Annotated in this window: 21 protein-coding genes; 4 read left to right on the top strand and 17 right to left on the bottom strand. The window is 72.6% G+C overall.

Annotated elements, in window-relative coordinates; translation table 11 throughout:
* Positions 1-52: 52 nt before the first annotated feature.
* Positions 53-1,279: a hypothetical protein gene (locus ACIBEJ_RS12290; protein ID WP_397182724.1), complete on the bottom strand. Its 1,227-nt coding sequence runs from the start codon at positions 1,277-1,279 to the stop codon at positions 53-55.
* A gap of 238 nt (positions 1,280-1,517) precedes the next feature.
* Between ACIBEJ_RS12290 and ACIBEJ_RS12285 the strand changes: the two genes are divergently transcribed.
* Positions 1,518-3,488, top strand: a complete 1,971-nt coding sequence (locus tag ACIBEJ_RS12285; RefSeq protein WP_397182723.1) for an ATP-dependent DNA helicase — start codon at positions 1,518-1,520, stop codon at positions 3,486-3,488.
* A 343-nt stretch (positions 3,489-3,831) separates the two neighbouring features.
* On the opposite strand, the gene ACIBEJ_RS12280 is transcribed toward ACIBEJ_RS12285, so the two are convergent.
* The 16 genes from ACIBEJ_RS12280 to ACIBEJ_RS12205 form a co-directional block, all read right to left on the bottom strand.
* Entirely contained in the window at positions 3,832-4,590 is a 759-nt protein-coding gene (locus ACIBEJ_RS12280; protein WP_397182722.1) for an SGNH/GDSL hydrolase family protein, read from the bottom strand.
* Positions 4,590-5,021 (bottom strand): type II 3-dehydroquinate dehydratase, encoded by a 432-nt coding sequence (gene aroQ, locus ACIBEJ_RS12275; RefSeq protein WP_397182721.1) that lies wholly within the window; start codon positions 5,019-5,021, stop codon positions 4,590-4,592. The genes ACIBEJ_RS12280 and aroQ overlap by 1 nt, the downstream gene beginning before the upstream one ends.
* A complete protein-coding gene (gene aroB, locus ACIBEJ_RS12270) occupies positions 5,018-6,088 on the bottom strand; it encodes a 3-dehydroquinate synthase (protein WP_397182720.1) in 1,071 nt (356 codons plus the stop codon). Before aroB ends, aroQ begins: the two co-directional genes overlap by 4 nt.
* Complete coding sequence (locus tag ACIBEJ_RS12265) at positions 6,085-6,585, bottom strand: shikimate kinase (RefSeq protein WP_397183254.1); 501 nt, start codon at positions 6,583-6,585, stop codon at positions 6,085-6,087. Before ACIBEJ_RS12265 ends, aroB begins: the two co-directional genes overlap by 4 nt.
* 14 nt (positions 6,586-6,599) lie before the next feature.
* Positions 6,600-7,781: a chorismate synthase gene (gene aroC, locus ACIBEJ_RS12260; RefSeq protein ID WP_397182719.1), complete on the bottom strand. Its 1,182-nt coding sequence runs from the start codon at positions 7,779-7,781 to the stop codon at positions 6,600-6,602.
* Between the two features lie 43 nt (positions 7,782-7,824).
* The gene (locus tag ACIBEJ_RS12255) at positions 7,825-8,460 is read right to left on the bottom strand and encodes a prepilin peptidase (protein ID WP_397182718.1); all 636 of its coding nucleotides are present in this window, start codon (positions 8,458-8,460) and stop codon (positions 7,825-7,827) included.
* A 46-nt stretch (positions 8,461-8,506) separates the two neighbouring features.
* Positions 8,507-9,034, bottom strand: coding sequence for an SseB family protein (locus ACIBEJ_RS12250; RefSeq protein WP_397182717.1), 528 nt, complete (start codon positions 9,032-9,034; stop codon positions 8,507-8,509).
* A gap of 101 nt (positions 9,035-9,135) precedes the next feature.
* The gene (locus tag ACIBEJ_RS12245) at positions 9,136-10,059 is read right to left on the bottom strand and encodes an LD-carboxypeptidase (protein ID WP_397182716.1); all 924 of its coding nucleotides are present in this window, start codon (positions 10,057-10,059) and stop codon (positions 9,136-9,138) included.
* A complete protein-coding gene (locus ACIBEJ_RS12240) occupies positions 10,056-10,970 on the bottom strand; it encodes an ABC transporter ATP-binding protein (protein WP_397182715.1) in 915 nt (304 codons plus the stop codon). Before ACIBEJ_RS12240 ends, ACIBEJ_RS12245 begins: the two co-directional genes overlap by 4 nt.
* Positions 10,963-11,919 (bottom strand): ABC transporter ATP-binding protein, encoded by a 957-nt coding sequence (locus tag ACIBEJ_RS12235; RefSeq protein WP_397182714.1) that lies wholly within the window; start codon positions 11,917-11,919, stop codon positions 10,963-10,965. The genes ACIBEJ_RS12240 and ACIBEJ_RS12235 overlap by 8 nt, the downstream gene beginning before the upstream one ends.
* The gene (locus ACIBEJ_RS12230) at positions 11,912-12,733 is read right to left on the bottom strand and encodes an ABC transporter permease (protein WP_397182713.1); all 822 of its coding nucleotides are present in this window, start codon (positions 12,731-12,733) and stop codon (positions 11,912-11,914) included. Before ACIBEJ_RS12230 ends, ACIBEJ_RS12235 begins: the two co-directional genes overlap by 8 nt.
* Positions 12,730-13,413: an ABC transporter permease gene (locus tag ACIBEJ_RS12225; protein ID WP_397182712.1), complete on the bottom strand. Its 684-nt coding sequence runs from the start codon at positions 13,411-13,413 to the stop codon at positions 12,730-12,732. The genes ACIBEJ_RS12230 and ACIBEJ_RS12225 overlap by 4 nt, the downstream gene beginning before the upstream one ends.
* A gap of 15 nt (positions 13,414-13,428) precedes the next feature.
* Positions 13,429-13,686, bottom strand: coding sequence for a hypothetical protein (locus ACIBEJ_RS12220; RefSeq protein WP_397182711.1), 258 nt, complete (start codon positions 13,684-13,686; stop codon positions 13,429-13,431).
* Positions 13,679-15,490, bottom strand: a complete 1,812-nt coding sequence (locus ACIBEJ_RS12215) for an ABC transporter substrate-binding protein (protein ID WP_397182710.1) — start codon at positions 15,488-15,490, stop codon at positions 13,679-13,681. The genes ACIBEJ_RS12220 and ACIBEJ_RS12215 overlap by 8 nt, the downstream gene beginning before the upstream one ends.
* A 114-nt stretch (positions 15,491-15,604) precedes the next feature.
* On the bottom strand, positions 15,605-16,696 hold the full coding sequence (locus tag ACIBEJ_RS12210) for a ring-opening amidohydrolase (protein WP_397182709.1): 1,092 nt from the start codon (positions 16,694-16,696) through the stop codon (positions 15,605-15,607).
* The gene (locus ACIBEJ_RS12205; protein WP_397182708.1) at positions 16,697-17,611 is read right to left on the bottom strand and encodes a carbamate kinase; all 915 of its coding nucleotides are present in this window, start codon (positions 17,609-17,611) and stop codon (positions 16,697-16,699) included.
* Positions 17,612-17,719: 108 nt separating this feature from the next.
* On the opposite strand from ACIBEJ_RS12205, the gene ACIBEJ_RS12200 reads away from it, so the two are divergent.
* The 3 genes from ACIBEJ_RS12200 to ACIBEJ_RS12190 are packed head-to-tail and all read left to right on the top strand — an operon-like array spanning position 17,720 to position 20,469.
* A complete protein-coding gene (locus ACIBEJ_RS12200) occupies positions 17,720-18,379 on the top strand; it encodes an alpha/beta fold hydrolase (protein WP_397182707.1) in 660 nt (219 codons plus the stop codon).
* A gap of 17 nt (positions 18,380-18,396) precedes the next feature.
* Positions 18,397-19,347 carry a hydroxyacid dehydrogenase gene (locus ACIBEJ_RS12195; RefSeq protein ID WP_397182706.1) on the top strand — a complete coding sequence of 317 codons (951 nt, stop codon included), beginning with the start codon at positions 18,397-18,399 and terminating at the stop codon, positions 19,345-19,347.
* A gap of 45 nt (positions 19,348-19,392) precedes the next feature.
* Positions 19,393-20,469, top strand: coding sequence for an aromatic acid exporter family protein (locus ACIBEJ_RS12190; protein ID WP_397182705.1), 1,077 nt, complete (start codon positions 19,393-19,395; stop codon positions 20,467-20,469).
* Positions 20,470-20,492 lie beyond the last annotated feature (23 nt).

Below are 20,492 nucleotides of genomic sequence, written 5' to 3'. Positions count from 1 at the left end.
CATGATGCCCGATCAGGAGACTATTTCGGATCTTGCCCCCACGCGGCGCGGATCACCACTCGCGGCGCTCGCCCCTGTCGTCGTACTGCTGCTCGGGACGCAGCCGCTCACCCGTGGAGAACATCGGGTCGCCGACGTAGGGCCGGGTGATGTCGAGCTCCGGCTGGTGCGGCGGCACCGGGTTGCTCATGGCCAGCAGCGGGTCCACGGGGTTGGCCGGGGCCTGGTAGGGCTGGTGGTCGCCCGAGTGGTAGTCCTGCTGGGCGCGGCGGCCGGCGCCGGGGATGCCGTGCATGGGCGTGCCGAGCCCGGCCGCGCCCTGGCTGCGCTCACGCTGGGGCGGCGGCGGCTGCTGGTAGGAGTGCTGGCCGGTCGTGTAGGGGTCCGGCTGCTGGGTGTACTGCCTGCGCGGCTGGTAGCCCTGCTGGTAGCCGTCGCCTTGCTGGTAGGACTCGGCGCCGTGCTGGTACGGCTCGGCCTGGTACGGCTCCGCGGCCTGCTGATAGGGCTCGGCGGCCTGGGAGGGGAAGCCCAGCGGGTCGGTGCTCAGCGGCGCCTGCCGCCCGCGGGAGTCGGTGCCGGGCAACTGGTAGAACGGGTCGGCCTGGGCGGCGGGCTCGACGTACTGCGGGCCGGTGAAGGGCTGCTTGACCGGCTGGGTCTGCTCGGCCTGGTAGCCGCCGTAGTGCTGCTGGTCGCCGTAGGCGGGCGTGTCGTTGTACAGCGGCGTGTCGTTGTAGGCGGACTGCCGCTCGCCGTAGGCGGGTTGCTGCTCGGTGTACTGCTCGTTGTAGGCGGGCTGCCGCTCGTTGTAGGCGGGGCGCTGCTCGCCGTACCCGGGGATGGGCATCTCGCGCGGCGGCGTGGTGTCGTAGGAGGCCACCAGCTTGTCCGGCGGCGCGGGCGCACCCCTGGCCACCAGCACGTCGTTGGGCGACAGCGCCGCGGTGGGGCGCTCGTCGGGCTGGGCGTAGTGCGGCGGCTGCGGGAGCCCGCTGTCCGGCGGGCGGTGGTACTGCCCGGTGCCCGGGATCACCTCGGGGTCGTGCGCGGGCACGGCGGGCTGCTCGCCCGTCGCCTCGGCGAAACCCTCGTCGAGGGTGTCGAGCAGGCGCCCGACGTCGTCCATGGGCATGCGGAACGAGGCCGTGCACATCTCCCCACGCCACAGGCTGAGAACGAGCGTTCCCTCATGCCAGGTGACCCGGAGACAGCGCTCCTGACCTCGCGCATCGAAGAACACCTCGCCGAACGACGGCAACGGGACAACTTCCGACATGGCAGACATACTGCTTTAACCAGCCTTTATTCGTCCACTCAACCCCGGAAAACCCTACTGAACCGGCCGACCCAAACCCACCGCAACCCCCTCTGATCACGATAGGAAGATCTTTCTTGACCGGTTGGGATTCCGACCGCAAGTGTGCCATGCGAGATGCCCGACCGGTTCGGTAACGCCGGGATGCGTCCGCTCGATCACTCCCCGACTACCCCGGAAATGCCGGTAGCTTTGTGGGGTGCCGGACTCCCATCTCCCCCCAGTCGAAGAGCTTCTCAGCGCCGCCGTCACCGCTCTCGGAGGGAGCGAGCGAGCCGGTCAGATCACGATGGTGCAGGCGGTCCAGCGGGCCATCGACACCGAGGAGCACGTGGCCGTCCAGGCGGGCACCGGCACCGGCAAGTCGCTGGCCTACCTGGTCCCCGCGATCCGGCACGCCATGGGCACCGACTCCCCCGTGGTCGTCTCCACCGCCACCATCGCGCTGCAGCGCCAGCTCGTCGACCGCGACCTGCCCAGGCTGGCCGAGACGCTCGCCAAGGAGCTGCCCCACGAGCCGTCGTTCGCGATACTCAAGGGCCGGCGCAACTACCTGTGCCGCTACAAGGCCACCGCGGGCTGGCCGGAAGAGGACGAGCAGGACCAGCTCTTCGACCCGCGCGACGTCAGCGCCACCGGCCGGATGGTCCAGCGCATCCAGGAGTGGGCTGAGGAGACCCAGACCGGCGACCGCGACGAGCTGGTGCCCGGCGTCAGCGAGCAGGCCTGGCGGCAGTACTCGGTGAGCGCCCAGGAGTGCCTGGGCGCCCAGCGCTGCCCGAGCGGCGCCGAGTGCTTCGCCGAGATGGCCAGGGCCCGCGCGGGCGAGGTCGACGTCGTCGTCACCAACCACGCGCTGCTGGCCATCGACGCCATGGGCGAGATCCCGGTGCTGCCCGAGCACGAGGTCGTCGTCGTGGACGAGGCCCACGAGCTGGTCGACCGGGTCACCTCCGTGGTCACCGGCGAGCTGTCGGAGGCGTCGGTGTCGCTGGCGGTGCGCCGCGTGGCCCGCCTCATCGACCAGCCGGTCGCCGACCAGCTCATGGAGGCGGGCGAGGACCTCAAGGCGCTGCTGGCCGCCGCGCCCGCCGGCCGTATCGACGAACTGCCCGAGGTGCTGGGCCTGACGCTCGCGCTCGTACGCGACTCGGCCGCGCGCTGCGTCACCGCGATGGGCCCGCGCGGCGCCGACAAGGACGACCCGGAACGCGCCGGACAGCGCAAGGCCGCCTTCACCGCGCTCGACGAGGTCCACGACACCGCCGTGCGCATGCTGGAGGCCTACGGCCACGCCTCCGAGGAGGACCGCGCCGAGGTCGTCTGGCTGGAGGACGGCACCGACCGCCGCCCGCCCATCCTGCGCGTGGCGCCGCTCAACGTCGGCGGCATGCTGCGCGACAAGCTCTTCGGCGAGCGCACGGTCGTGCTGACCTCGGCCACGCTCGCCCTCGGCGGCACGTTCGACGGCATGGCCCGCCAGTGGGGCCTGAGCGGCGACAAGGGCTGGAACGGCCTGGACGTCGGCTCGCCCTTCGACCACCCGCGCGCGGGCATCCTCTACGTCGCCAAGCACCTGCCGCAGCCCGGCCGCGACGGCCTGCCGCAGCAGTACCTCGACGAGATCACCGAGCTGATCGAGGCGGCCGGCGGGCGCACGCTGGGGCTGTTCTCCTCGATGCGCGCCGCCAAGGCCGCCACCGAGGCGCTGCGCGACCGGCTGGACGTGCCGCTGCTGTGCCAGGGTGACGACTCGACGATGCTGCTGGTGAAGCAGTTCGCCGAGGACGAGCCGACCTGCCTGTTCGGCACGCTGTCGCTCTGGCAGGGCGTGGACGTGCCCGGGCCCTCGCTGCGGCTGGTCATCATCGACCGCGTGCCGTTCCCCCGGCCGGACGACCCGCTGACCTCGGCCCGCCAGCGGCACGTGCAGGCGCGCGGCGGCAACGGCTTCATGACGGTGGCGGCCACGCACGCCGCCCTGCTGCTCGCCCAGGGGACGGGGCGCCTGCTGCGCTCCATGGACGACAAGGGCGTGGTGGCGGTGCTCGACCCACGCCTCGCCACCGCCCGCTACAGCGGCTTCCTCCTCGGCTCGCTGCCCCCCTTCTGGCGCACCACCGACCCCGCCGTTCCCCGCGCCGCCCTCAGACGTCTCTCCGGCACCTGAGGTCGCTTCTGCCGCTCAAGAGCTTTCCATCCGTTACGGCAGGCCGCCCCCACCACCACCCGCCGTCGTGCGCGGGCGCAGATCGGGGGGATCGCTTCTCACGTCGGACGTGGTCCCCACCGTCACGGCCCACCGCCGGCACGCGGCGAGGCAAGGCGCCTCCAGAGGCATGAGGGTGCCGGAGGGGTTTCGGGCTGAACGTGATGATGGCGGCGTCCGCCCCGACGCCGCCACCACCCTCCCTCGGTCAGCACGGGTGAGCCAGGACGCGTCCGCGCCCTGGTTCTCCAGTCCCGACGGCGATGAATCTAGGGGCCGGCGCTTTTGATCGGCTTTCGCCGCCCTACGACCAAGGCGTCAGGTCGGGGCGCTTGGGGAGGACGCCGTCGCCCGAGCTGGTTCCGCGGAGCCTGCGGGTGACCCAGGGGACGAGGTGCTCCCTGATCCACTGGGCGTCCTCGCGGCGCTTGGCCCGCGGATCGACCGCCCGCTGGGGCCACTCCCTCTGCCACGACTCGTCGAACGGCACCCCGAGCACGTCCAGGACCCGGGCGGCGACCAGGCGGTGGCCGTCCTCGTTCATGTGGAGGCGATCGGGGCTCCATGCCCGCCAGTCGCGCAGTCCCTGCATGGACCACTGGTCGACCAGGCGGCAGCCGTACAGGTCGGAGATGGAGCGCACGTGCAGGTAGAAGACGGCGAACTTGCCGCGCATGTGGCGCATCAGGGGCGTGTCGCGCGGGTCGACGCCGGTGAAGAGCAGGACGTCGGCGCCGGCGGCGCGCAGGGCGCGGGCGGCGGTGGCGAGCTTCTTCGCCATCGCGTCCGGGTCGCTGCCGGGGCGCAGCAGGTCGTTGCCGCCGGCGCACAGGCTGACCAGGTCGGGGGCCATCTCGACGGCGACCGGGACCTGCTCGGCGACGATCTGGTCCATGAGCCTGCCGCGGACGGCGAGGTTGGCGTACCGGAAGGCGGGGCTGTCCACGGCGAGGCGCTCGGCCACCCGGTCGGCCCAGCCGCGGTAGTGGCCGTTGGCGCCGGGGTCGTTCAGACCCTCCGTGAAGCTGTCGCCGAGCGCGACGAAAGAGCCGTAGTGCCGCATTACTTGCTTGCCATCTCCATGATCGCGTGCAGGGCGAGGACGTAGGAGCGTAGCCCGAACCCGGCGATCGTGCCGGTCGCCACACCGGCCACGACCGAGTTGTGGCGGAACTCCTCCCGCGCCGCGGGGTTGGAGATGTGCACCTCGACCAGCGGCGCCGTGCGCTGGGCTATGGCGTCGCGCAGGCCGTAGGAGTAGTGGGTGAAGGCGGCCGGGTTGAGCACGACCGGGATCTTGCCGTCGGCCGCCTCGTGGATCCAGCCGATCATCGTGGCCTCGTCGTCGGTCTGGCGCACCTCGACCTCGACGCCGAGCTCGCGGCCGGTGGCCTGGCACAGCGCGATCAGGTCGGCGAAGGTCTCGGCGCCGTAGACGTCGGGCTCACGGGTGCCGAGGCGGCGCAGGTTGGGACCGTTGAGCACGTAGATCATCGGGCGATCTCCTTGTACGCGGCGGCCAGCAGCTCCTCGGCCGGATCCTCCAGCCGCCCCGGCCTGGCCAGATCGTCCAGGACGACGAAGCGCTGCTTGGCGCCCCGGTTCTTCTTGTCCATGCGCATGTGCTCGCGCAGCTCCGGCCAGGCGTCGGCGCGGTAGCCGGTCGGCAGGCCCACGGAGGTGAGGATGCTCCTGGTCCGCTCGACGAGGTCGGCCCGGCCGGCCAGCCGCGACAGCTCGGCGGCGTACGTCATGCCGATGGCCACGGCCTCGCCGTGACGCATGAGGTAGTGCTCGTGGCGCTCGATGGCGTGGGCCAGCGTGTGGCCGTAGTTGAGGATCTCGCGCAGGCCCGCCTCGCGCAGGTCGGCGCCGACGACGTCGGCCTTGACCTGGATCTTGCGCTCGATGAGCTCGCGGGTGTGCTCGCCGTCGGGGCGGGTGGCGGCCTCAGGGTCGTCCTCGACCAGCATGAGGATCGTCGGGTCGGCGATGAACCCGCCCTTGATGACCTCGGCCAGCCCCGCCACGTAGTCGGCGCGCGGCATCGTCGCCAGCGTCGCCAGGTCGCACAGCACGCCGGCGGGCGGCAGGAAGGTGCCGACGAGGTTCTTGCCCTCGGGGGTGTCGATGCCGTTCTTGCCGCCGACCGCGGCGTCGACCATGGCCAGCAGCGTCGTCGGGACCAGCACGACCTTGATGCCGCGCAGCCACGTGCCCGCCACGAACCCGGCCAGGTCGGTGGTCGCGCCGCCGCCCACGCCAACGACCGCGTCGGAGCGGGTGACGCCGTAGCGGCCGAGCGCCGACCACAGCCCCGCCGCCACCTCGACGGTCTTGGCCTGTTCGCCGTCGGGCACCGGCAGCGCCACCACGTCGTAGCCGGCCTCGGTCAGCGCCGCGCAGACCGGGCGGGAGATCTCCGGCAGCGTCGACGGGTGCACGACGGCGACCGTGCGCACGCCCTCGCCCAGCAGGCCGGGCAGTTCGCCGAGCACCCCGGCGCCGACGACGACGTCGTAGGGGCTCTCGCCCTTGACGGTGATCCTGCTCGCGCTCATGCCCCGAGCCCCTTGGCGATCTCCTCGACCAGCTCGGCGGGCTCGCGGCCGTCGGTGGCGACCGTGAGGACCGCGAGCCGCTCGTAGATCGGGCGCCTGGCCTCCATGAGCTTCTTGAGCTGGCTGCGCGGGTTGAGCACCAGCAGCGGCCTGGCCGAGGCGAGCCCGACCCGCTGGACCGCGTCGGTCAGCCCGACCTGGAGGTAGACGACCGGGTGCCCGGCGAGCAGTTCCTGGGTGTCCTCGCGCAGGATGGCGCCGCCGCCCAGCGACAGCACGCCGTCGTGCCCGGCCAGCGCGGCACGTACGGCCTCGAACTCCAGCTCGCGGAAGCGCTCCTCGCCATCCTCGACGAAGATGTCGCCGACCGGCTTGCCGGCGACCGCCTCGACGTCCTCGTCGGTGTCGCGGTAGCCGACGCCGAGCCGCTCGGCCAGCAGCCGGCCGAGCGTGGACTTGCCCGACCCGGGCGGGCCGATGAGAACGGCGCGGGTCATGGGTTCGCTCTCGCTCACTTGATCACCATCGACGACAGGTAGCCGGACAGGTTGCGGGCGACCTCCTCCACGGAGTCGCCGCCGAACTTCTCGAGCGCCGCGTCGGCCAGGATCAGCGCGACCATGGCCTCGGCCACGATGCCCGCGGCCGGGACCGCGCAGACGTCGGAGCGCTCGTGGTGGGCCTTGGCCGCCTCGCCGGTCAGGACGTCGATGGTGGCCAGTGCCCTCGGGACGGTCGAGATGGGCTTCATGGCGGCGCTGACCCGCAGGATCTCGCCGTTGGTCATGCCGCCCTCGACGCCGCCGGCGCGGTTGGTGATGCGCCGGACGCCGTCCTCGGTGGTGTACTCGATCTCGTCGTGGGCGCGGGAGCCGGGACGGCGGGCGGTCTCGAAGCCGTCGCCGACCGCGACGCCCTTGATGGCCTGGATGCCCATGAGGGCCCCGGCCAGGCGGGAGTCGAGGCGGCGGTCCCAGTGGGTGTAGCTGCCCAGGCCGGGCGGCAGGCCGTACGCGAGGACCTCGACGACGCCACCGAGGGTGTCGCCGTCCTTGTGCGCCTGGTCGATGACGGCGACCATGGCGGCGCTGCCCTCGGGGTCGGAGCAGCGGACCGGGTCGTCGTCGATGCGCTGGAGGTCGCCGGGGCCCGGCAGGATCTCGGACGGGGTGCGCGCGCCGCCGATCTCGGTGACGTGGCTGACGATGTCGACGCCGAGCGACTGCTTGAGGAAGCGCCTGGCGACCTCGCCGAGCGCGACCCGGGCGGCGGTCTCGCGGGCGCTGGCCCGGTCGAGGACGTTGCGGGCGTCGTCGAAGCCGTACTTCTGCATGCCGGCCAGATCGGCGTGGCCGGGGCGCGGGCGCGAGCGGGGGGCGTTGCGCGCCATGCCCTCCAGGTCGGCCGGGTCGACCGGGTCGGCCGCCATGACCTTCTCCCACTTGGGCCACTCGGTGTTGCCGACGCGGACGGCGACGGGGCTGCCCATGGTGCGGCCGTGGCGCACGCCGCCGACGATCGTCACCTCGTCCTGCTCGAACTTCATCCGGGCGCCGCGCCCATAGCCGAGGCGGCGGCGGCGCAGCGCCTCGTCGATGGCGGCCGTGGTCACCTCGACCCCGGCCGGCAGGCCCTCCATGATGGCAACGAGTTCGGGGCCGTGGGACTCTCCGGCGGTCAACCAGCGCAACATGCCCCCAAGTCTTCCATGAGCGGCAGTGTGCTGATGTCGGTGTTCAGTTGCCGAGACACAGCGCGCCGAGCGCCCCGAGCAGCATGAACGGGCCGAACGGGAACTGGGTGTCGCGAGCGCCCCGCTTGGTGGCCAGCAGCCAGACGGCGTACAGGGCGCCGAGCACCTGCCCGCCGAGCGCCGCGGCCACCCACTGCTCCCATCCGAGCGCGGCCGTCGCCATGCCGATCAGCCCGGCCAGCTTGACGTCGCCGAGGCCCAGGTCGCTCGGCCGGACGAACCACAGCACGCCGTACAGGAGGGCGAGCGCGAGCCCCCCGGCCAGAGCCCGCGCCACCTCGCCCGTGGGCAGCAGCGTGAGCGCCAGCAGCGGGTAGGCGGGCAGCGTGAGCACGTCGGGTAGCCGCGAGGTACGCCAGTCGACGACCGCCAGCGCGATCCCGACCAGGGCGAAGAAGAGGTACGGCAGGCCCGCCCGCCACACGACCAGCAGACAGACCACGGCCGCCGCCAGCTCGAGCCAGGGCGGAACCCGATAACGCGGCCACCTCACCAACGCCCGCCTGGCCTCGGCCCGCGTGTCGGCGGGCTCGGCCTCGAACCCCGCGGCCATGGCTCTGACGTACCCGCCCCAGAGCAGGCCGGCGAGCGCGCTCAGCGCGAGGAGGAGGCCGCCCACCCTCCGAGGGTAGCCAGGCGGGCCCGCCCCGCACAGGCGAAAGGCGTCAGTCGCGGCGCCAGGGCCAGCGGCGGGCGCGCTTGGCGGGTTCGAGGCGGGCGACGGTGACGCCCTCGGGGGTGGCGCCGGTGGCGACCGCGGCCAGCGCCGCCAGCACCTCGCCCTCGATCACGAACGAGACGGGCCCCGCCACGTCCACCACCACGGCGGCGGCCTTCTCGGCGGCGGCCGCCCTGCACACGTCCAGCGTGCTCACCTGGATGGGACGCGCGTCGGCCCGCCACAGGGCCAGCGAGCGCGCGGAGGTGAAGGCGAGCACCGCCTCGCGGCCGTCCTGGCCGACGAGCTTGGGCAGCGCCATCTCGCTCTCCTTCTCCTGCCTGAGCCCGTGCTCGCCCACCTCCGAGGAGGTGAGCAACGCCACCACGGGCACCAGCAGCCGCGCGCCGCTCAGCGCCGACAGCACCTGGGTGGGGTCGGCCTCCCCCGCGGCATGGGCGGACAGCGCGGCGGCGACGGCGTCGTCGGCGCTGCCGTCGTCATCGGGTACGAGAGGCTGCGGAATGCTCGGCACAACCCACGAGGCTACGCCCTGCCGCGCCCTGCTGCGGCAGGCCGCACCAGGTCACACCAGGGCGCTGCAGGGCGCTGCAGGGCGCTGCAGGGCGCGGCTCGTTACGCGAGGGCGGGTTTGAGGAGGGTGAGCACCCCGGCGTCGGCGTCGAGTCTGGCGGGTACGCCGATGGGGTAGGTCTGCATGGGCACGTTGTGGCCGATGTCGGCCCCGGCCAGCACCGGCACGCCGAGGTCGCCGAACCGGTCGGCGAGCAGCCGTTCCACGTCGCCCGGGTCGCCGCACTCGGTGAACGTGCCGAGCAGGATCCCGGCCACCCCGTCGGTGTAGGTGGAGCGGCGGAGCTGGGTGAAGATGCGGTCGAGGCGGAAGGTGTACTCGTCCACGTCCTCCAGGAAGAGGATGGCCCCCTCGGCCGGCAGCGAGGTGTCGGTGCCGACGCTCGCGGCCAGCAGGCTGGCGTTGCCGCCGACGGTGACGCCCTCCGCCACGCCGGGCACGATGGTGTGCGCGCCGGCGAAGCGCAGCTCGGTCACCGGCGTGGTGATCATGGCCATGAGCCGATCGAAGGCGTACGAGCCCACCCCCTCGTGGAAGGCGTCGCAGGCCACCATCGGCCCGAAGAAGCTGCCCCAGCCGAGCTTGACGGCCAGCGCCTCCAGCAGCGCGGTGACGTCGGAGTACCCGGCCACGACCTTGGGCGCGCCCGGGTCGATGCGCGACCAGTCGACGAGTTCCAGCGTGCGCTGGGCGCCGTAGCCGCCGCCGGCCATGATGACCCCGGCGTACGCGGGGTCGGCCAGCGCCCTGGTGAGGTCGGCGGCGCGCAGGGCGTCGTCGCCGGCCAGGTAGTCGAACGCGGTCCCGGCGGCCCGCGCGGAGTCGAAGACCTCGGGCTCCAGCCCGAACGCCTTGAGCGCCGCGACGCCGCCGGCCAGCTTGTCCTGGTTGCACGGGCTGGAGGCGACGATGACGGCGACGCGGTCGCCGGGGCGCAGGGCGGGCGGAGGGATGAGGCGGTTCACTGGGGTACCTCCGAACAGGCCACGGAATCGGCCGGGGACAGGACGGGCAGATCGATCATGTCGCATCCAAAGACACGAATGGGACACCTGGGGTGGAAGCGGCACCCGGTGGGCACGCGGGTGGGGTCCGGCGGCTCGCCGGTGAGCACGATCCGTTCCGGCGAGCCGGGCAGCACCGACAGCAGCGCCCGCGTGTAGGGGTGGCGGGGTCGTTGCAGCACCTCCTCGACGGTGCCGGTCTCGACGATCCTGCCCAGGTACATGACCGCGACCCGGTCGGCGATGTTCCAGGCCAGGCCGAGGTCGTGGCTGACGACGAGCGCCGACAGGCCCAGTTCGTCGCGCAGTGACAGGATCAGCTTGAGGATCTCGCCGCGCACCGAGGCGTCGAGCGAGGCCACGGGCTCGTCGGCGACGATCACCTCGGGGTCGAGGGCGAGCGCGCCGGCGATGACCACGCGTTGCTGCTGGCCGCCGGACAGTTCGTGCGGATGGCGGCGGTAGAACTCCTCCGGCGGGCGCAACCCGGCCTTGGCGAGCGCACCGCGCACCCGCTCGCGCAGTCCCTCGCTCTCGCCGTGCAGCCGGGGACCCTCGGCGACGGCGTCGAAGACGTTCTGGCGCGGGTTGAGCGCGCCGCCCGGGTCCTGGAGGACGAGCTGGACCCGCCGGCGGAAGGCGCGCAGACGCCGCGGGTCGAGCGGCGCGCCCTGGTACAGGACCTGGCCCGCCGTGGGAGGAACCAGGCCGACCAGCGCCCTGGCCAGCGTGCTCTTACCACAACCGGACTCGCCGATCAGGGCGACGATCTCGCCCGGCCGTACCTGGAGGTTGACGCCGTCGACGGCGCGCGCGGGCGGGCGGCCGCCGCGCGCGGGGTGGACGACGCTCAGTTCGCGGGCCTCAAGCACGGGGCTCTCCTTCCAGCACGCGCACGCACGCCGCGGTGCGCGCGGGTCCGCTCGGCCACAACACGACCTCCCCGGTACGGCAGGCCGCCCCCGCGTCGGGACACCGGGGCGCGAACGCGCAGCCGTCGCCCAGCTCGGCCTGGCGGGGCGGGTCGCCGGGCAGGCCCGTGGGGTTGCGGCGGGAGGCGGGGTCGCCGATGGCGGGAAAGGCGCCGGCCAGGGCCCTGGTGTAGGGGTGGCGGGGGTCGGCGATGAGCTGGCGGGCGGGGCCCTGTTCGACGATGCGCCCGCCGTACATGACGGCGAGGGTGTCGCAGAGCTGGGCGAGGACGGACAGATCGTGACTGATCATGATGACGGCGATGCCGGAATCGCGCACGAGGCCGGCGAGCAGGTCCATGATCTGCGCCTGGACCATCACGTCGAGGGCGGTGGTGGGCTCATCGGCGATGATCAGGTCGGGGCGGCAGGCGAGCGCCATCGCGATCATGATGCGCTGGCGCTGGCCGCCGGAGAACTCGTGCGGATAGGCGCGCAGCCGCTCGGGCGGCAGGCCGACGCTGTCCATCAGCTCCTGCGCGCGCCGCGTGGCCTGCTTTCGCGTGACGGCGTCGTGCAGCAGGATCGGCTCGCACAGTTGCTCGCCGACGGTGCGTACCGGGTTGAGCGCGCTCATCGCGCCCTGGAAGACGACCGAGGCGGCCGACCAGCGCACCGCGCGCAGCCGGGCCCAGCGGGCGGTCAGCAGGTTCTCGCCCTTGAAGACGACCTCGCCGCTCACCTTCGCGGTCGCGGGCAGCAGGCGCAGGAGGCTGAGCGCCATGGTGGACTTGCCGCAGCCCGACTCGCCGGCCACGCCGAGAGTGCTGCCGGGTTCGAGGGTGAAGCTGACGCCGCGTACAGCGGGCGTGCCCCCGTAGGCGACGCGCAGGTCGCGGACCTCAAGCATGCTGCACCATCCGGGGGTTGAGCAGGTGTTCCACGGCGCGGCCCGTCAGCGTGAAGCCGAGCACGACGAGCAGGATCGCGAGGCCGGGCGGCATCAGGTACCACCAGGCGCCCGCGGTGACGGCGCCGCCGGAGAAGGCGGTCTGCAGCATCGAGCCCCAGGTCACGCTGGTGGGGTCGCCGAGGCCGAGGAAGGTCAGGGTGGCCTCGGCGAGGATGGCCGAGGCGACGGTGAGCGTGCTGGAGACGAGCACGAGCGGCATCACGTTGGGCAGCACGTGCCGGATCATCACCTGGCGGTTGCCCGCGCCGAGCGCCCTGGCGCGTTCGATGAACGGCCTGGCCTCCACGGCGAGCGTCTGGGCCCGGACGAGGCGGGCGGTGGCGGTCCAGGACGTGACGGCGATGGCGATCGTGATCGAGGCGGCGCCCTGGCCGAGCACGGCCGACAGCGAGATGGCCAGCGGCAGGCTGGGCAGGGCGATGAACCAGTCGGTGACGTGCATCAGCGCCTGGCCGACGCGGCCCTGGTAATGGCCGGCGAGCAGGCCGACGGCGGTGCCGAGCAGGACGGTGAGCGCGGTCGCGATGAGGCCGATGCTCAGCGACTCGCGGCTGCCCCAGATGACCAGGTGCAGGATCGACCGGCCGGCCAGGTCGGTGCCGAGCGGGTAGGCGGCGCTGGGCGGGGCCAGGCGCGGGCCGTCCACCCTGACCACGTCGAGCTGGTCGGCGCCGATGTGCAGCGGCGCGGTCAGCGCCAGCAGGGCGAAGGCGGCCAGCACGCCGATCCCCCACAGGCCCGAGCGCCTCACGGGACCCGCACCCTGGGGTCGAGGAAGCGGTAGGCGAGGTCGGCCAGCAGGTTCATGAGGATCACGCTCGCGCTGAAGATGATGAAGGTGCCCTGCAGCAGCGGCAGGTCGGGGATCTTGAGAGCTTCGTAGGTCAGGTAGCCGAGCCCCGGCCAGGAGTAGACGGCCTCGACGGTGATGGCCCCGGTCACGAGCGTGCCCAGGTGCATGAAGATCATCGTGACGGAGGGCAGGAGCGCGTTGGGCACCGCGTGCTTCCTGCGCACGTCGGCGTCGGTGAGGCCCTTGGCGCGGGCGGTCAGCAGGTACGGGCTGCCGAGCTCGTCGATGATCGAGGCGCGCATGACCGTCACGTACTGGGCGAAGACCACCAGCACCATCGTCAGCGCGGGCAGCACCAGGTGCCGGGCGACGTCCAGCACGTGCTCCAGGCCGGTGGCGGCCAGCGACGGGTCGGACATGCCGCCGCTGGGGAACCAGCCGCTGAACAGCACCAGCAGGATCATCCCGAGCCAGAACGTGGGCACCGACCACAGCGTCAGCGACGCGCCGGAGGCGAGCTTGTCGAAGGCCGTGCCGTGCCGCCAGCCGCTGTGCACGCCCAGCCAGAGGCCGAGCGCGATGGAGATCACCGCCGCCGCGCCCATGAGCAGCAGCGTCGGCCCGATGCGCTCGGCCACCAGTGAGGAGACCGATTACTGGAACTGCCAGGAGAAGCCCAGCTCCCCGCGGAGCGTGTCACCGGCGAAGGTGAGGAAGCGGTACCAGACCGGCTCGTCGAGTCCGAGCTGGACGCGGATCTGGGCGAGCTGCTCCTCGCTGGTGGGGCGGCCCCTGGTGAGGGTACGCACCGGGTCGGCGGGCATCAGGCTGAAGATCACGAACCCGATGACCAGCGTGACCAGGAAGCTCACCAGGGCCGCGGCCACCTTCTTGCCGAGGTGCTTACTCACGGTCGGCCCCGCCCGCGCGGCGGCGCCAGACCAGTACGCCGCCGAGGACCACGACCAGGACGACGCCGCCGGCGATCCAGGCCGCCCCGCCGCCGGAGCCCTCGGCCTTGGCCGCGGCCGTCGCCTTGGCGGGGGTGGCGCTGAGGTAGCTCCAGAACGCGGTCTGCGACGGGTAGACGCCGGAGGCGTCCGGCTTTCCGAGCGTGAGGCCGGTGACGGTGTCCTTGCGCGCCACGTCCAGGCCGTCGCCGTAGTAGTAGATCTGGTTGACGTTGGCGGCGTACAGGATCTCCTGCATCTTCGCGATGACCTTGGCCCGCTCGGCCTGGTCGAACGTGGTGAGCTGCTTCTTGAACAGCTCGTCGAAGGTGGCGTCGCAGAAGAAGGAGTCGGTGTTGCCGCCGGTGCCGTCGTCCTTGGGCAGCGTGCCGCAGCTCTGGATGCCCAGCAGGTACGTGGGGTCGGGCCCGGTGGTCCAGGCGTCCATGAGCAGGTCCCAGTCGCCCTTGGCCAGGTCGCTGTTGAGCGCGCTCATGCTGAGCGACTGGATCGTCAGCTTGATCCCGATCTCCTTCAGCCAGCCGGTCAGGTAGCCGGAGATGGCGGCGTCGGCCGCGTCGTCGGAGTGGATGCCGAGGCGGAAGGCGAGCGGGCGGCCGCTCTTCGGGTCGGTGCGCACGCCGTCGGCGCCCTTGGTGTAGCCGGCCTCGTCCAGAACCTTGTTGGCCTGGGCCGGGTCGTAGGGGGTCGGCTGGGCCGGGGTCCAGAACCACTGCGGCCAGGCCGGCGGCAGGTAGCCCTGGCCGAGCCGGCCCACGCCGTCGATCACCTTCGTGACCAGCGTCTGCTTGTCGGTGGCCAGCGCGATCGCCTTGCGCAGCGCCGGGTCGCCGAGCGCCGGGTGGCCGGTGCCGATCTTCTTGCCCGAGCGGGTGCGGGCGTTGTGGTTGATCTCCAGGCCCATCCAGCCGTTGCCGACCGTGCGCACCGCCGTGATCGCCGGATCGGCCTGCAGCGCCTTGAATTGGGTCGGGTTGACGCCCGCCTTGTAGTCGATCTGGCCGCTGCGCAGCGCCGCCACGGCCGCGTCGCCCGACTTGAAGCTCTGCAGCACCAGTTGGTCGAACTTCGGCGGCCCGAGCACGAAGTCCTTGTTCGCGGTGAACCTGGCGTACTGCTCCTGCTTGTACTCCGTCAGCGTCCACGGGCCGTAGCCGACCAGCGGGAACTCGTCGTTCTTGACGTCCTTGAGGTTCTTGGCGCGCGGCTCCCAGACGTGCTTGGGCACGATGGGGATGCCGCTCATCGGGTGGCTCACGTACGGCACGCTCGCCTGCGGCGCCTTCGTCCTGATCACCAGCGTCGCCGGTCCCTCGGCGGTGACCTTCTCGAAGTTGGACACCAGGGAGCCGTTGGCGGTGCCCGCGACCGCGTCCGTCATGATCAGGTTGAGCGTCCAGGCCGCGTCCTCGGCGGTGATGGGCTGCCCGTCACTCCACTTCAGCCCCTCCCGGATCGTGAACGTCCAGGTGAGCCGGTCCGCGGACGGCTCCCACCTGGTCGCCAGGTAGGGGCCCGGCGTGCCGTCGGGAGCCAGGGAGTTCAGCGACGGGTAGACCATGCCGAACGTTTCCAGGGCGCCGTTGAAGAAGGCCAGGAACGGGTTGAGCGTGTCCACGCCCGAGCCGTCCATCGCCGCGCGCAGCACGGCGGGCGGCGGGGCGGGCGCCGCCGCGCCCGCGGGGGCCGCGGGCACGGCTGACGCCAGGGTGAGCGCGCAGAGGACGGCGCCGATCCGTCTCATGGGGGGTGCTCCTTCCGGTCAGGTGTGAGAATGCTGACCAGACGGAGGAGCGACCCCAAGATTCGTGCACGCTTGCGTGCCTGAGCGATGAAATCGTGGTGGGTACCGGGAAGATCAGCCCAGGTCGGCGATGGCCGCCACCGGGCCGCCGCCCGAGGGGCCCTGATGGACCGCGGCGACCGACACGAACACCGCCGGATCGCCCGTCACCGCCGCCGCCACGCCGCCCACGGTGGCCTTGATCTGCCGGTGCCAGTGCACGTCGGAGTCGTCGAGCATGATGTTGCGCCGCCCGCGCACCCGTCCCGACGGGTCGGCCTCGCACTTCATGAAGACGTTGACCAGCCGCTCGCCCAGGTCCGACGGGTGCGGCCGCTCGGGCAGGTCGAGGCCGGAGTCGCGGATGGCCGCCCAGATGCCGTCGGCGTCGAGGGCGTCCTTCATCACGCTGTGGCCGATGCGGTAGCGTCCGCCGACGCCGCGCACGTTGCCGACCAGCACGATCTGCGCCCGGTCCAGCTCCACGCCCGACGAGCAGGAGGCGACGCTGCTGTAGAGCGACAGATCGCGGAAGATCTGCTCCTCCGACGGCATCTCGATCTCGCCGAGCGCGACCGCGATGCCGAGGGCCGTGGTGGCGTTCGACAGGTCCATGGACGGGCCCGTCTCCTCGATCGCGGTGTCCTGGCCGCGGCTCTTGGCGTCGGTGATCGTGGCCAGCGTCAGCAGCGGCGTCTTGGTCTGCACGTAGTGGACGTCGGCGGGGTCGTCGATGCCGGCGATCTTCATGGCCTCGCGTACGCCGGCCGCGACCTTCTCCACCATGGCGGGGCGGCCGATGTCCTCGGGCAGGATCACCTCGCTCATGGCCACGCCCACCGACAGGCGCGGCTCGTCGGAGGCGGGCGCGTCCGCGGTCGTGGCGAAGATCGTGGCGTGCGGGCTCAGCACGCCGTCGGTGCCGCCCGACCACACCAGCGGCACCGAGTCGGGCGCCGGGTGCCCGTGCCGCTCCAGCACCTCGCGGAAGGCCCGGTCGGCCAGGATCCTGGTGTAGTCGTTCACGCCGCCGTTGCCCTCGGTCTTGCCGACCACCGCGAGCACCCGGGGCGCCTCGATCACCCCGTCCGCGATCAGCCGTTCGAGCCCGGAGGCGTCCGTCACGCTCTCGATCGGCACCTTGCGTACCTCGATCGGGTCCGGCATCTATTGCCCCTTCTCCACTTGTGTACCGACATCTCCGTCGAGGGCGGCGGCGATCTCGGGGAGCGAGGTGATCACCGCTCGTTCCCCGCCCGCCGCGACGAACCGCAGCGCCGCCTCCACCTTCGGTCCCATGCTCCCCCCGGCGAAGTGCCCGGCGGCGTGCAGGACACGCAACTCCGGCACGGAAATCCGGCCGATCGGGCGGGGGGCGGGCCCGCCGTACCCGATCATGGCGTGGGGCACGTCCGTCGCGATGATCAGCACCTTCGCCTGTACGGCCCGCGCCAGCAGCGCCGCCGCCAGATCCTTGTCGATCACCGCCTCGACGCCGGCCAGGGCGCCGTCGGGCTGCCGTGCCACCGGCACGCCGCCGCCGCCCGCGGCCACGACCGTGAACCCGGCGTCCATCAGCGCGGTCACCGCGCCCGAGTCGAGGATCTCCAGCGGTTCCGGGGAGGCCACGACCCGGCGCCAGCCCTTGCCGAAGGCGCGCCAGGTCTGGCCGAGCTTCTCGAAGCGGCGCGCCTCCTGCTCGGTGAAGTAGCGGCCGATGGGCTTGACCGGGTCGGCGAAGCCGGGGTCTTCGGGGTCGACCAGCGTCCTGGTGACGACGGTGGCGACGCGGGGGCCGAGCGCGTTCATGATCAGGGTGCCGATGGTGGCCTGGGTCTGCGCGCCGCACCAGTCCAGCGGCACCGGCGGCACCACGGCCGCGGCGAGCTGGTTCTTCAGCAGCAGGTTGCCGACCTGGGGGCCGTTGCCGTGGGTGAGGGTCACCCGGTGGCCGGCCTCCAGCAGCGTGCGTACGTGCCGCATCGCCTCCTCGACCGCCGCGCGCTGGTGCTCGGGCGCCGCGCTGCCGTCCGGGCCGGTCATGGCGTTGCCGCCGAGTGCGATGAGTAGCCGTTCCCCCACGCAGGCGACGCTAGCCGAGCGGTTCGGCGGCCTTCATGGGCAATGTCTGCCGACGTCGGCCTCCGATGTACGGCAAGCCGGTGGGCGCGGCGTCGGTAGAGTCGCCGCATGATGCGCGAGACCACCGCGAACGGGCTGACCATCGTCTACCGGGAGGAGGGCCAGGCCGGCGCGCCCCTCATGGTGCTGCTCCACGGCAGGACCGCCAACCACAACGACTGGAACGGCATCATCCAGCATTTCGCCAGGCGCTATCACGTGCTGGCTCCCGACCTGCGCGGGCACGGCGAGAGCGGGTACCCGGGGAGCTACGCGCTGCCGGACATGGCCGACGACGTCGCCGCGCTGCTCGACGGGCGCCGGGCGATCGTCGTGGGGCACTCGCTGGGCGGCATGGTCGCCTTCCACCTGGCGATGCGCCATCCCGAGCTGGTCGAGCGGCTGGTGCTGGAGGACCCGGGCGCGCCGCTGCCCATGACCGGGCGGCCCGCGCCGGTCCACGACGGCTCCACCGGCTACGACTGGGAGATGGTGCTCCAGACAGAGCGGCAGTTCCTGAACCCGGACCCGGCGTGGGCCGGGCAGCTCGCCCGGGTCAGCGCGCCGACGCTGGTGCTGTCGGGCGGTCCCAGCAGCCAGATCAGGGCCGAGCCCGTCGCCCGGCTCATCCCGGGCGCCCGGCTGGTCACGATCGACGTCGGCCACCTGATCCACACCTCGGCGCGGCCCGCTTTCCTGGAGGCCGTCGAGGAGTTCCTGGACGCCTGACCGTAGAGTGCTGAGGCATGCGGATCACGGTAAGCGCTTCCCCTGCCCTTCGAGCCCGGTTCTTCCCCAACCCCGAGCACTTGCTGGCGCTCGGCGACGTCCGGTTGGTGGACGACCACGCCGGTCTGCCCGCCGCGCTGCCGGGCACGGAGGTGCTGGTGACGAGCTGGGGCGCGCCCGCGCTCGGACGTGAGCTGCTGGACCTGGCGCCCGAACTGCGCCTGCTGGCCCATACGGGCGCGACCGTAAAGCCCTTTGTGACCGAGGAGTCGTGGGCACGCGGCGTCCGCGTCACCCAGGCGGGCGCGGGCATGGCCAGGTCGGTGGCGGAGGCGTCGCTGGCGTTCACGCTGGCGCTGCTGTACCGGGTGCAGCGGTTCGACCACGCGCTGCGCTCCGGCGCCGCGTGGGAGGCCGCGTCGCTGACGCCGCCCCGGCACGAGATCCTCGGCTGCCGCATCGGCGTGGTCGGCGCGTCGCGCACCGGCCGCGCCTACATGGAGCTGGTACGCGCGCTCGGCGCCGAGGTGATCGTGCACGACCCCTACCACGAGGCGTCCGTCGGCCTGGACGAGCTGGTGTCCACCAGCCAGGTCGTGGCCCTGCACGCGCCGGTGCTGCCCGAGACCCGGCACATGATCGGCGCGCGCGAGCTGGCGCTGATGCCGGACGGCGCCATGCTCGTCAACACCGCGCGCTCGTGGCTGGTGGACCAGGAGGCGCTGCTGGCCGAGCTGAAGACCGGCCGCGTCGACGCCGCCCTCGACGTGTTCGACGAGGAGCCGCTGCCCATCGGCCACCCGTTCAGGGAGCTGCCGAACGTCCTGCTCACCCCGCACCAGGCGGCCGGAACCGTGGAGTGCTACCGGCGGCTGGGCGACATCGTGACCGGCGAGATCGCCAGGTTCGCCGCGGGTCGCTCGCTGGAGCACGAGGTCACCGCGGAGATGCTGACCAGAATGGGCTGACCAGGCGTGACCTTAACGTCACAAAGATCCGCGAAGGTGGGGAGAGTGGGTACGAAGCTCGGCGAGCACATGCGGGAACGGCTGCGCACGTTCGGGCTGATGGCTCCCTCGGTGGCGCAGTGCGCGGTCGGCTCGGCGCTGGCGTGGGTGATCGCCACCCAGCTCCTCGGCCACGCCCGCCCGTTCTTCGCGCCCATCGCCGTGCTCATCTGCGTCGGCGTCGGGCTCGGGCAACGACTGCGCCGGGTCGTCGAACTCGTCGTCGGCGTCAGCCTCGGCGTCGGCGTGGGCGACCTGCTCGTCTCCTGGATCGGGTCGGGGCCGTGGCAGATCGCGCTGGTCGTCGGCCTCGCCATGTCGGCCGCGGTCCTGCTGAACAGCGGCGCGCTGTTCGTCGCGCAGGCCGGGTCCTCTGCCGTGCTGGTCGCCACCCTGCTGCCGCCCGGCGACACCGGCGGCCTGGACCGCATGCTCGACGCGCTCACCGGCGGCGTCGTCGGCATCGCGGCCGTGGCGCTGCTGCCCGCCAGCCCGTTCGCCATCGCCGCCAAGCACGCCTCCGGGGTGCTGGACGCGCTGTCCACGGTGCTGGAGAAGTGCGCGGCGGCGATCGAGACGCGGGACGCGGACCTGGCCGCCGAGGCGCTGGAGGAGGCACGCGGCACCCAGGCGGTGATCGAGGAGTTCGAGCAGGCGCTGGAGACCAGCCGGGAGATCGCCACGATCTCGCCGCTGCACTGGCACCGCCGCGCCCGGCTGAGCCGCTACCAGAGCGCCGCGGTGCCCGTGGACCACGCGTTGCGGAACTCGCGGGTGCTGGCCCGCCGTACGCTGGCCGCGCTGGGCGAGACCACGCCGCTGCCGACGACGCTGGCCACCTCGTTGCGGGAGGTGTCCGAGGCGGCGCTGCTGCTGCAACTGGAGCTCGGGGCGGGGCGCGAGCCGCAGCTCGCCAGGCAGGCGTTGCTGGCGGTGGCGGCCCGGCAGCGACCCGACCGGCTCGGGTTCTCCGCCGACGTGATCCTGGCGCAGTTGCGCTCGATCGTGGTCGACCTGCTCCAGGCCACCGGGGCCACCGACGACGAGGCCACGGCCGCGCTGCCCCCGCTCACCCAGCCCTGACGGCACCGCGCGGTGCCACGTGC

It is taken from the genome of Nonomuraea sp. NPDC050790, from assembly GCF_044456745.1.
Classification (GTDB): Bacteria; Actinomycetota; Actinomycetes; order Streptosporangiales; family Streptosporangiaceae; genus Nonomuraea.
This window is presented reverse-complemented; position numbering and strand designations above follow the sequence as displayed.